The 11,719-nt window shown below is 58.5% G+C and carries 12 protein-coding genes and 1 tRNA gene; 1 reads left to right on the top strand and 12 read right to left on the bottom strand.

Going from position 1 to position 11,719, the window contains the following annotated elements; all coding sequences use genetic code 11:
• Positions 1–106: 106 nt before the first annotated feature.
• Complete coding sequence (locus tag ABDV78_RS04360; protein ID WP_343526002.1) at positions 107–316, bottom strand: hypothetical protein; 210 nt, start codon at positions 314–316, stop codon at positions 107–109.
• Between the two features lie 670 nt (positions 317–986).
• On the opposite strand from ABDV78_RS04360, the gene ABDV78_RS04365 reads away from it, so the two are divergent.
• On the top strand, positions 987–1,337 hold the full coding sequence (locus tag ABDV78_RS04365; RefSeq protein ID WP_343526003.1) for a hypothetical protein: 351 nt from the start codon (positions 987–989) through the stop codon (positions 1,335–1,337).
• Here ABDV78_RS04365 and ABDV78_RS04370 read toward each other — a convergent pair.
• From ABDV78_RS04370 to ABDV78_RS04420, 11 genes are all read right to left on the bottom strand, one after another.
• Positions 1,334–4,423 (bottom strand): tape measure protein, encoded by a 3,090-nt coding sequence (locus ABDV78_RS04370; RefSeq protein ID WP_343526004.1) that lies wholly within the window; start codon positions 4,421–4,423, stop codon positions 1,334–1,336. The two genes, ABDV78_RS04365 and ABDV78_RS04370, sit on opposite strands and share 4 nt — an antisense overlap.
• 195 nt (positions 4,424–4,618) lie before the next feature.
• Complete coding sequence (locus tag ABDV78_RS04375) at positions 4,619–5,548, bottom strand: hypothetical protein (protein ID WP_343526005.1); 930 nt, start codon at positions 5,546–5,548, stop codon at positions 4,619–4,621.
• A 164-nt stretch (positions 5,549–5,712) separates the two neighbouring features.
• A complete protein-coding gene (locus ABDV78_RS04380) occupies positions 5,713–5,973 on the bottom strand; it encodes a hypothetical protein (protein ID WP_343526006.1) in 261 nt (86 codons plus the stop codon).
• A gap of 367 nt (positions 5,974–6,340) precedes the next feature.
• The gene (locus ABDV78_RS04385; RefSeq protein WP_343526007.1) at positions 6,341–6,667 is read right to left on the bottom strand and encodes a hypothetical protein; all 327 of its coding nucleotides are present in this window, start codon (positions 6,665–6,667) and stop codon (positions 6,341–6,343) included.
• Positions 6,668–6,691: 24 nt separating this feature from the next.
• Positions 6,692–6,952: a hypothetical protein gene (locus tag ABDV78_RS04390; RefSeq protein WP_343526009.1), complete on the bottom strand. Its 261-nt coding sequence runs from the start codon at positions 6,950–6,952 to the stop codon at positions 6,692–6,694.
• Positions 6,945–7,208: a hypothetical protein gene (locus ABDV78_RS04395; RefSeq protein ID WP_343526010.1), complete on the bottom strand. Its 264-nt coding sequence runs from the start codon at positions 7,206–7,208 to the stop codon at positions 6,945–6,947. The genes ABDV78_RS04390 and ABDV78_RS04395 overlap by 8 nt, the downstream gene beginning before the upstream one ends.
• A 92-nt stretch (positions 7,209–7,300) precedes the next feature.
• Positions 7,301–8,038, bottom strand: a complete 738-nt coding sequence (locus ABDV78_RS04400; RefSeq protein WP_343526011.1) for a hypothetical protein — start codon at positions 8,036–8,038, stop codon at positions 7,301–7,303.
• A 308-nt stretch (positions 8,039–8,346) separates the two neighbouring features.
• Positions 8,347–9,828 (bottom strand): hypothetical protein, encoded by a 1,482-nt coding sequence (locus ABDV78_RS04405; RefSeq protein ID WP_343526012.1) that lies wholly within the window; start codon positions 9,826–9,828, stop codon positions 8,347–8,349.
• Between the two features lie 3 nt (positions 9,829–9,831).
• Positions 9,832–10,038, bottom strand: coding sequence for a helix-turn-helix domain-containing protein (locus ABDV78_RS04410; RefSeq protein ID WP_343526014.1), 207 nt, complete (start codon positions 10,036–10,038; stop codon positions 9,832–9,834).
• Between the two features lie 134 nt (positions 10,039–10,172).
• Entirely contained in the window at positions 10,173–11,411 is a 1,239-nt protein-coding gene (locus ABDV78_RS04415) for an integrase arm-type DNA-binding domain-containing protein (RefSeq protein WP_343526015.1), read from the bottom strand.
• A gap of 194 nt (positions 11,412–11,605) precedes the next feature.
• Positions 11,606–11,696, bottom strand: a tRNA-Ser gene (locus tag ABDV78_RS04420).
• Positions 11,697–11,719 lie beyond the last annotated feature (23 nt).

Below are 11,719 nucleotides of genomic sequence, written 5' to 3' on the forward strand. Positions count from 1 at the left end.
ACTATCCGGTCCCGTAGATCGCCTGAATATGCTCGACCCATGATCCACCTCCAGATCAGGAGGAATCACATTTCCTGATAAAGTGGAATCCCCCTTGATTCCTGCTTCACGCTCGACGCTCTAGATCTTGGTTGTTAGCGACTTCTGCAAGTTGCTCTACCAAATTATCTTTTGCATCTTCGGGATCGAATTCTGACGCTTCTCGGTGATACCGCACACCCAGAATTTCCCATTTACTAAGAAATTCCCAAGTACTTTTTGCAATTTCTTTAGCCTTATCAATTCTTCCAATCTGTACCTTTAACTCCCTAGCCATAGTCCTTATTATATCCAATTGCGTATGCGCACTTCCCAAGTCCACAAAAACGACTATGAATTTAAAGTCTAGCCCTTATGGCGACGGAAAACGACCACTCGCCAATGGAGAAACATATTTCAACAAGGAAGATTTACCGATCCCTCGCTCGCCTTCTATTAGAAAGTGCGTGGGACTCCCTGACCTTGCTTGAAACATGTAGCTTTCAATATTTTCCAGCTCATCCAATCGACCAACAAACATAGCTGGATTTACGATTTTATTTGGCTGAAATGGATTGTACTTCATTTTTCTTCCAACAAGGGGCGTGGATCGCCGCGCTTAACGCCGATCTTATCAAGCACCTTAATCGTAGAACACCAAGGCCCCGCTGGTCACGCGGTTAAAACCCGCAAGAGGCAAATTTGATGTAGGTTGAATTGTTGGGCAGGCTGCATCGCTCTTATAATTATCGAACGAAAACAACACCTTATGGCAGTCTATGGCGGAGCGGGAGTTCGCCTAACAAGCGCCGTAAGTTGTTGTAATCACTGCGTTTCTTACGACTAAAGCACCGTCGTTCCACAGCCCGTTCTTATCGCGGAAAAAGCACGGTTCAGCTTGGATTTCGGGAAATAGCCGGAGTTACCGCCAACGGCTATAGGTTCGAGTGACGTGGGAGGAATCGAACATGGGGCTTTTGGATTGGTGGCGCGCTAGCCGGGAGAAGGCCGAATTGACGAGGCGGTCAGTCGCCATCAATGACGATCAAGAAGCCATCCAAGAGCATGTGCCGGAGTTAGCCGGTATGACGGACGTGGAGGGCATGGCATATACCATGCGCCAGATAGACGAATGGAACGCCACCTGTAGCCAGGAAGAAGCCGCGACGTTTGCCGGCCGCTTGATGGCTTCTAACGACAGTTGGAATGACCAAGGGCTGACGATGCCGTATTGGGGCAACTTGTGGGTATTACGAACCTACCAAGCGGAACTTGGGCGCGACGTGCCAGCCGTTAGCCCGCCGCGCCAACCCGATTAACCGCCACCAATTCGTTGGCGACCCGCCGCCGTTGCCCGGTCTTGTGCCGCCGCCGCCCGCGACCTTTCAACAACCCGGTCTTCGTGGTTGGCTAGCACTTCCTGAAGCTGTTGCACCGTTCGTTCGTCGGCATTGCCATCAATGCGGATGCTGTAGGTATTCGCGTTAGTGACGTTGCCGCCGCCGGCCGCGCCAGCCATGCCCACATTAGGCGCGGTGTTGTCATTGCCCGCCACAGTGGTTCGGCCGGTCTTCAGGACGCTATAGCCCGACGTTGGGTTGCCATATTCGTCTTGTGGGCCGGTGTAGGCGGTGCCGGCCGTCGTGGTCGCGCTTTCCGCGTCGGCGCTGCCCGACTTCTTACCCCCGCCCGCGACCTTCACGCCAACCGATACCAACGCGGCCAGGACGGCGGCACCGGCCGCAAGGTTCAGCGGGAACGGGAGGCTGGCCAGGGTCTTGGCGAAGGCCGCAACGCCGTCCGCCGCCGCACGAATACCGCTCTTGGCGACGCTGCTAGCTGTCTCGGCTCCATCAACCGCCATCCGCGTGCCAGCGCCGGCAACCTTGGTGGTGGTCAACAAACCTTCGGTCAGCATGTCCTTCACGGCCAGCGCCAGGCGCACCGCCGCATAGGCTTTTTCGACGCCTTCCATAACTTTGTACGCCGCCGACTTCTCCTTGAAGAAGCCCTTAGCTGACCGGATCATATCGCCGTAGTGCGCCATTTCAGCGTTCGCCAGGTCCGACGCCGCCGCCGCTTCGGCCCGCTTGGCTTCAATGCTTCCTTCGCCATAGCGGGCGCGTTCGTCAGCAAGGCGCGCTTCAATGCTGGCGGTCTTGTCGGCATAGTCGGCAACGCTGGCGACAAGGCCGGCGAACCCCTGACCCGCCGTGCCGAACAGTTCACCAAAGCTATCCGTCGCCGCACGCACGTTGTCGTTCACCGCGCCCATTGCGTCAGCGAATGTGTGGGCATTGTCGGCGTCTAGGTGAAGTTGGCCCTGTGCCGCCGCCGCGTTCAACACCGCGCCGGAATACAGGTCATATGCCAGCGTGCCGGCAACGATGCCCTGGCGTTCAAGGTCGCGGGTCGCGATGGCAACCGCCCGCTGTTGCGCGTTCATGCCGATAAGCCGGGTGTCGAACTCGACTTGTTCAGCCGCCGACGCGCCAGCCGCCATAGCCTCGCGTTGCTTGCGCGCCTGTTCTTCAAGCTGTTCGTTCAGCGCCTTGGTCGCGGCTTCGCTGACCTGTTGCGCGATGGTGGCGCTTGCCCACGCATTAGCGCTGTCCATGATTTCCCGGCGAAGCGCCGCCGTAGGTGCCTTGGCGGCTTCGCGGGCCGCGTCGGCAAGCCGCTGTTCAACCGCGTTCTTACCGATGTTGTCGGTTTCGACCTTCAGTTGCTCCGCATAGGTCTTGGAGCCTTCGACCGCCTGTTGATAGTCGCGCTGTGCGTCAGATACGCCGCCGCCCTTCTTCTTGCCAGTGCCTGTGTCAGCGCCGGAAGCCGTTGGCGTGTGAACGTCGCTGGCGCTGATCGGGGCGCGCTGTGCGTCGCGTAGCTGGCGCTGCAACCGCCGGCTGGTATCGACCGCCGTGGCATAGTCGCGGTCAGCTTCCCGGTCAGTGCGCCCGCCCGACAGGACGTTGTTGACCGATCCTACCAGGGGCGAAAAGTCGACCGCCAGTAAGTCCCCGCGCGCCACGGCGGCGCGGTTGTCAGCACGCACGCCCGACCGGCCCGCCGACGTGCGCTTGCCAGCTTCCACTTCGGCGCTTTGTGCCGTGGTCAGTTGGGTTTGCAGCATTTCGACGCGCGCCGCCTTCGCCGCCCGCGCCATGTTGTATAGCTGCTGTGCCGCCGCGCCGACCTTGCCGCCGAAAGCGGTAATCTTCGGGATGCTGCCAAGCGCGTCAGTGCCAACACCAGCAACGCCGCCGGCCGCGCTGTTCGCCGCCGTCTTGGTGCCGTCCATCTGGCGGACAAGTTCGGCATGCCGGCGGTTCAGTTCTTCCGACGCCGCCTTGGCTTCCATCGTCTTGATAGCGAACCCGCCCACCGCCAGGGCAACAGCCGTAATGGCAATGCCCACAGGGCCACCGAACGCGCCTAGCACGGCGGTTCCGGCCCCGCGCGCCGCCACGGCCATCGTGCCGAAGGCGGTGGTGGTGCCAGCGGCGGCACCCGATGCGGCAACGGCGCTGGCGACGAACCCGACGCCAAGGGCCAGGCCAACCACGCCGATGACCGGCACCACAATGTCGAGATTGTGGGCTAGCAGTTGGACGCCTTCCGCAAATGCCGCACTTGTGCCGCCCGCCGTGTCAGCCTCGCCAACATACTTCAGGATTTCGTTGCGGAGTTGGACGAACGATTGCCCGATGGTCGCCGGCATCTTGGCGAACTCGGCTTCAACGGCGTCCTTCTGACCCTTCAGGGCATTGAACACCGTTTCGCCAGTAATCTTGCCTTCGCCGCCTAGCTTGCGAAGCTGGCCAACCGTGACCCCCATGCCATCGGCAATCGCCTGTGCCAGCCGTGGCGTGCCTTCCAACACGCTGTTCAGTTCGTCGCCGCGCAAGGTGCCGCTGGCGAAGCCCTGGCCTAGCTGTGTCAACGCACCTTCAGCGGTTGCCGCCGACGCGCCCGACACAATCAGCGCCTTGTTGATGGTTTCGGTAACGGCCAGCAAATCGGTTTGGCTTGTGCCAAGCGCCTTCGTTGACCGGGCAAGCGACGAATAAAGGTCAGTCGTCGCTTCAAAGCTGACCCGCGCACGCTGTGCGCTGTCGAATAGCTTTTGTGTGACGTTTGCCAGGTCAGCCGTGCCATTTGTGACCAAGGACAGCCGGCCGCGAATGTTGCTGTAGGTGTCGGCAAGCTGGCCAGCTTCACGCAACAGCGCACCAAGGCCAAGGCCGGCAATCGCGGTCTTCAAGCCGCCAAAGCTGTTCTTCAGGCCATCGGTCGCGCGTTCGGCCTTCGTGCCGACTTCAACCAATATCCTCAGTTCACCTGTCGCGCCGCGAACGTCAGAACTGTCAACTTTGATGCCAAGGGTGGCAATATCAACGGACATAGCTTCGCTGTCCTTTTCAGCTAGCTTGCCCGGTCCTGATCTAGATGCCCACAATACTTGCGAGGGTCAAGGCAAATGGCGGGTTCGGCGGACATGTAGGATGCCGATTGCGTCGGCTAAGTGACTGGCATTGCGCCTAACTCTTTAGCTGGCATCACCCCGTTCCTTCGCCGGCACTTACGGCGGCATTTGGGCCTAATCTCGGAGTACATGGATTGACGCTATGTCTTTCATCTGGCCGATTTCAACGAAGAACGGTTCGCAGTCGAGCGGAAGCCCTGGCGTATGCCAAACGAAGCGGTATTCTTGCTGATAAGCATAGCGGAAGTTTTTCGCGAAGAACGGATCAAGCTGATCCGGCTTAACGCGGTATGGATCATAATAGCGGACGGCGTTGCCGGCCATCAACAGTTCTGGTTTAACCTTCTTAACGGCCCGCTCCATCCGCAGCAAAAAGCGGTTCATATTTTTGATGACAAGCATCGCATCATAGCCAAAATCGTCAATCAAGCGCGGTGTATAGTTGGCCGTCATGCACATGACGTAAAAGTTTTCCTGAAGCGCACGCGAATAGGTTATCTCGCCAATAGCGTGTATCCGCTCGCCTTGCTGGCCGGTCACCGGGTCAATGTGATGTATGATGGCGCTTTCGCCACTTCCAACGGCTGTTACCGAAAGTTCGTCGTCTTGCACGGCAGGGTTCAGCGAAGGGTCGGCGTATGAAGCCGCTGGCCCGATCCTAAAGCGGCCGTAATTCATTGCGTCTTTGATGTGTTCTTTCTGGCCCATCCGCACAATGTCGCCTGGCGCAACCTTGTTTTTGCCAAGGATACGCAAGCCCCTGGGTTTGTCGGGGTGACTGATCCAAGGAAACTGATCCGGCCCCATCAGCTTGACGCTGCCATAAGGCGTCTGACGTATGGCCAATTCTTCCAAAATGTGGGTCCACATGATCCACCAAAACATATTCTTTTGCGGATCGCCTGGCGTAAGCTGGCCGGAGTCGTTGACGCCCATCATGTTGGAAGCAATATCCTGGCTTCGCCGCTCAATGGCTTCAATGCTGGCGTTACGAAGATACCTGTCGGCGCGATACTCGGCACGCCACGCTTCATGTCGCTTCATCAATCCTCCCCGGTCGCGATCAAGCTGCAACAAACGGAGAACGCTGGCAAGCTGGTAAAGGCGTTCGGCGGAGGCACAAGAAGCCATATAGGCCGGCTAAGTCGTTGATTGATATGCCCACACTGTGAGCAAGCCGGCCATGTTCCAGCGTTTGTTCTTACCGGCTAGATGCCCGAAAGCTTGACCTTGTGCCGGAACGGCGCGGCAAAGGCGCTTGGCTTCACCCTGGCGGGCGCGGCACCAATGACAGCGACGGTGCGCGCAATGGCGGCGTCGGTCGCTTGATTGATGGCGGCGGCGTCGGCATGATCCGGGTGGACTTCCCCGATGCCGGCGCGGCTGGCGTCGAAGGCCATACCTTCAGCCAAGGTGTGTTCGGCTTTCCGAATGATCCGGTCGGCGTGGCGTTCGGCTAAGGTCTTCATGGCAATTGTCCTTGTTCAGCAAAGGCGCGGTAATCGCGCCAAGCGTCGGGCCGTTTGGGATCGAACGCGGGCGCTGACGGCGGCACAGGCTCGCCAGGAGCCGCCACAGGCGCGATGATGGGCGCGGGGGCGGGATAGCCCGCGATTAGCACCTGACGCGCTCCTAGCCCCGCCCTAGCGCGCCCGCACAGGGCTGGCAGGGCTTCGCCCCACAAGCGCGACGTGGCCACGCCGCTGATCGCGCCCAAGGCAACGATGCGGTCTTCGGGTTCGTCATAGCGGGTATAGACGACAGCTTGCCTTGGACGCCGCGAACGGCTTTGCCGCTCTAGCCGGCGAACCCGCGTGCGAAGGCCAAGGTGCCGGCTCATTTGCCTTCAACTTCGTCTAGGCGTTCGGTCAGCTTTTCGACGGTTTCACGTTCGATGGCACGGCTAAGTTCAGTCAGCGCGTAAATTAGCTTAGACCCTTTGGACGTGTCGATTTCGCCAACCTTCATGCCGCGATACACCTTCACCATTTCCCGGCGAATTTGCGCGCCATTCTCTAGGCGAAGCCGCTTCCCTTCACCCGCCTTAGCCTTGGGAGGGGGGAGAGGGTCGGACGCAACGGCAGGATTTCCGGCGGGTTCACCCCATCCAGCATTGCCGTTCGTTGCGCCGTGCGCGGGGTATTGCTCCCATCCCTGTGCCATTGCTCACATTCCAAACGCGCCCGGTCAGCAGTTTCCTAGCGCGTATTGTTCCGCATAGGCAAGTTGTTCAAGCTGATGCTCGGCTAGTTTTCGTGCTTTCACAATGCGTGCGACTGAAAGCCGCAATGCCTCTCGCGTGGATTGAACGTCACGGAAGCCAAGCTTAGCCAATTCTTCGTTAATCGACTTATCGAGTTGCGGAAGATAGTCAGTGAAACTTGGGTCGTTAGTCACCAGCAATTCACATTCAGCTAGCGCAACCATGCGGGCAATTGGGTCAGCCATCGGGCTGTTCCTTCATCGCTTCATACTCGGCAATCTGTTGCGCCATTTCAAACGCCAGCCGGTAAGCCGCGACCCGCGAAGCCGCGTCGTTCTTCGGATCGTCGGCAATCCGCATTACGTCAGCTTGCACTTCAAGCGCCGACTTCGACACCAACCGCTTCGGCTTATCGTCATTCACCTTGCCGCTACCTTCAATCTCACGCCAAATCCGAATGGCGTCGCCAGGCACATAGCCGCCGCTGTCGCCTTCGATCATGCTGGGTTCCCAAAGCCACTGGCCCATTTCACTTGCTCCTATGCCCACATGAATGGGGCCAGGCGTCGCCCGCCACCTGACCCCGGTTCAGGTCAACGTTGCCCCGCGTTTGCTGCCATGTTGCGCGCCGCCGCCATACGGGCGCGGGTCGCCGCCGCGCCGGGTTCGGTGCCGGCCTTCAAATCGGCGAACATGGTCAGGCTGGCGAACGATGCGTCTTCAAGCTTGGCGAACGCCTTGGCGAGTTGGCGACTAAGGTTCAGTCCTTCCGGGTTCACCTTCTCCAACACCCGCGTTTTGATGCTGTCGCGCTGTTCGGCTAAAAGGCCAGACAGGAACAACGGCGCTTCCATCAACGTCGCCAGCGCCGCGTTCTCTCCTTGCTCAACAAGCTGGGCCAGGGTTTCGGCACGCTGACCAGGCTTCATCGAAAAGAACGCCGATGTGATCGCATCGAAGTGCGCCGGGTTCGACTTCAGGCCGGCCGCTTCTTCAAGCTGACGGTCAACGCGCGCTTGCTCGGCTTTCAGCGTTGCCCGCGCCCGATCCATCTTATCTGCCCACACTCGTTGCGAGGCATCGACCCGTTCGCGGATCAGCCGGTCATGCGTGGCGCTTCGGTGTTCGGGGTCCATGTTGGGGCGAAGGTCATTGATGGCGTTGGCTTCGTCCCAACCCCATGCCAGCACGTCGCTAACCTGTTTCATAGCCGCGTTGCCGCCAGCCGCTTCATAATCAACGTTGGCAGGGTGGAGCGGCGACGGCACGCCATCGAACGCCTTGGGCAACGCCACGTCAACGTTCTGTTCGGGCACAGTGATGATAGTCATGTTAGCTACCTTTCGTTTGGTTGATACGGTCGAGAAGTTCGGCAAATAGCCGGTGGAGGTCTTCAGCCTTTCGTTGCATGGTCGTTGTCCTTGGAAGAATGGAAAAGAACGAGAATAAGAATTGCGCGATTTTATAAGTGCCTGTTTCTCCTCATGTTTTTGTAAAAGAAGAAGATAAGAAGAATAAGAAGTAGATAGCAGGACGGTAATTCGACCAATTTTTGGGTGTCATCCTTCTTCCGTTCTTTTTTTCTTTTTCCGCAGAAAACCAAGGGTTTGCCGTTCTTCCCGGCGTGCTTCCCGTTCTTCTAGTCGTCGGCGCACATGAAGGCGGCTTCGTTGGTGATGCCGTAAGACTTGCCGGCATGGCCGTAAGCCTTCAGCATATCGCCAGGCATGATTGTCCGAAGTTCGTCGTTTTCGACTAGCTGCGCCATCGCCCGCTTCACCGCGTTGTTTGCGCCAGCCCGATCTTCCTTGAACATTGGAAGGTTCGCCAATCGGCTGTGAACATATTTGTGAGTGAAGTGGTGGGCGCGGTGCATTTCGTAAGTGCAACCGCACTTCTCATATTTGCCGACTTCAGCCTTCACATACTCGCGAATGACGGCCCTGGCCTTGCGGAGTTGCTTGGTTTCGTTGCCGGCTTCCTGACCAATATCGCCAGCCTCAAACTTGGACAGCAGCGACTTGGTTTGACCAACGACCAAGTTGGTTGCCCACATTGTTTCATTGATGGTGACAACCGGGCCGTGCGGGTTGATGCCGACCGCGCACAGGCTGGCCAGCTTCAGCGCCTTCAGGTGCGCCCTATTCCATAGTTCGCGGTGTATCTCCGAACTGTGGGTATTGATTTCATGGTCAACCCAGCCGCCGAACTCGCGAAACTTGACCTTGGCTTCGTCATCCGCCGCAACCACGCTGACGTTGTTGCCGTGGTTCAACGCCAAGCAATGGGCGCACAGGTCCGCCAACGCTTGGGTCAGTCGGGGGTCAGGCGATACCGCCGGTGCCTCTTGCAGCGCCGAACGCTGGCCCCTTGCTTCGATCAGCATGAAGCGGGGCAGCAAGCCGCTAAGCACCATGCCTTCGTTCAGCGCCTCAAACACGACGCCAGGCACGCTTTCGCCTATCAGGGTCAGTGCGGGTGCCACGATAATGGCCGTGCGCTTCTCCCGGTCACTGTAGGCAATTGGATCAACGATCCGGCCGGCACCGCTCTTGCCGTACAGGTCCAACAACGTGGCCTTCAGCGTTTCGTCATTCGGGTTTGCACGCGGTGACGAAATGGCCTTCAGCTTATAGCCGAACTCGCCAATGACGCTGACAATCGAAGGGGTTTGATCCAACGCCTTCAGCAAGCCAGCCGAACTTACCAGCATCGGGCCTTTGAACTCGCCAGCCGCCGGAACGCCGTTCTTGATGACAGCGGCCAGCATCTTGTCGATACCCGAAGCCATAGCTTCCTTGCCCATGCCTGTTGATGCAAGTAGCAGAAGGTATTGGTTCAGTCCGGCATTAGTGTAAGTGTTATAAGCCTTGCCGCACACGCCGGACAAAAAGCCAATAGCGCCAGCCAAAGCAATATCCCGGTTGGGATGCGGTGCGGCACTATAGATGAACTCGCACACATCACCTATCAAGCCTGGCGGAACCGGCGTTTGTTCTTGCTGCACAGGCGCGGCGCTGCTATCGCGACTTGCCGCGTTTGCTTTCCTTTCGGATGCGGTGTCGTTGTGAGAGGGCGGGTCGGCCCGGTTCGTTGACCCGCCCTTTTCGTTGAAGAACATGGCTCAAGCCGCAACCTGGCTGGCTTCGGCAACGCGGCGTTCCGCGAAGGCAACCAAGTCCGACTGAAGAATAACCGTCCTACGGCCAATCTTCACCCGGCGTAGTTCGCCGCTTTTCATAAAACCGTAAAGCGAAGTGGTGCCTAAGCAAAGCTGGCGCTTCGCTTCCTCAACGTCCACAAACTGTGGCGATTTGTCGGCAATAGTCATCGAGCAATCCCATTTTCTGAACTGCCCGGTTCAAGGCAGCGGGGATATGCTCGCACCCTAATGTCGTCAAGCGGAAATCAGCGATTGCGGACGAAAATAGGCGAAAAGATGCGCTCTATCTAAAGTAGGCGTGCCTATTTCATAGCCGCTGTAATTGGCACCACGTTGTCACCTTCAGGTTCGCCAGCGCAGTAGTTGGCCCAAACCTTCATTACATCTTTGCGAAGGTCAAACAGGTCATCATATTGGTAAGCGCCTTCAACCTTGTTCGGGTTGGTATGCGCCAACGCTAGTTCCAAAGCTTCGCGTGACATGCCGCGTTGCTTTGCGCCCCATTGCCGGAATGATGCCCGCATACCGTGGGCAGTCACGCCAGGCCGAACCCGCTTCAGCACCTTTGCAACCGCCACGTCGGATAGCAGCCCGCCGCGCTCGCCAGGGAAGATGCGCGGGTGATCGCGCACCCGCTTGGTACGCATCAATTCGAGTATCTCCAACGCCTCGGCGCACAGGGGCACCCGGTGCCGCTCCCCGGCCTTCATGCGGTCGCCCGGTATGTCCCACACGTCACCGTCGATTTCTGCCCACAGCGCGCCCCTAGCCTCGCCTGAACGGCACGCGGTCAGGATCGACCACCGTAGCAGCCTGGCGGACGTGCTATCGCTCTTGCGTAGTTCGGCCATGATGGCGGGGATTTCTTCCGGCGGGGCGGAAGGATGATGCTTCACGCTGCTGGCCTTGCGGGTTTCTAGCTTGAAGGCGTGCGCCGGGTTGTAGCGGTGCGGCTCGCCTTCTTCCTTGGCCGCTTCTTCAAGCACGACGCCAATGCGCTGTTTCACCCGCTTTTGCGTTTCGGCCAGCGCCGCCAACCCGCGTTGCGTCAGCACCGCCTTCACGTCGCCATAGGTGATTTCGCCGGGTCGCTTGTCGCCAAAGCCAATGGACGCGCCAACCGGCTTGAAGTCATAAACCCATTTGCTGAACGTGGACGGCCATTGATCCACCGCCTTTTCATTGCGCGGCTTCCCATGCCGTGGGGTGGCGCGAAGGTGTGCAATGTAGGCTTCGGCAAAGTGCTTAAACGTCAGCGCCGCCGCATCATGCTTCGGCTTCAGGACGGTCTTGGGGTCAATGCCGTTGCGAACGGCGGCGCGCATCTTTTCGGCCAGTTCGCGGGCTTCGGCTAACCCGCGCTCTTTCGTGCCAGCCTTGCCTAGCCCGATTTCAACAACCTTGCCGTTGGATTGGTAGCGGAACACCCATGACCGCGCCCCTGTGGGCTTCACCTTCAGAAGCAAGTTGGGGGCAGCGGAATAAGAACCGGGTTCAGCCGTATCGACCTGCCGCGCCGCCGTGACCTTCTTTCCCGCCATAATCCGCCACTTTCGCCAGGATTAGAGCCGGAAAATACCCGGCCATCCGTTCTTACTTTCCGTCCTATACCACACGCTGAATCAGGGCGAAAATCAGCGGAATTTGGCGAAAGTCAGCGAAAGAAAGGCTGGGGTCTAACCCATTGATAAAAGCCAGGTTTTTGTCGGAAAACCGTGATTTTTGGGGTGGTAAATGGCGGAGCGGGAGGGATTCGAACCCTCGATACGGTTTTGCCGTATACTCACTTTCCAGGCGAGCGCCTTCGACCACTCGGCCACCGCTCCGCTGAAATTCCTGCCTGGAACAC

The organism is Sphingomonas sp. (assembly GCF_039594485.1).
In the GTDB taxonomy this organism is placed as follows: domain Bacteria; phylum Pseudomonadota; class Alphaproteobacteria; order Sphingomonadales; family Sphingomonadaceae; genus Sphingomonas.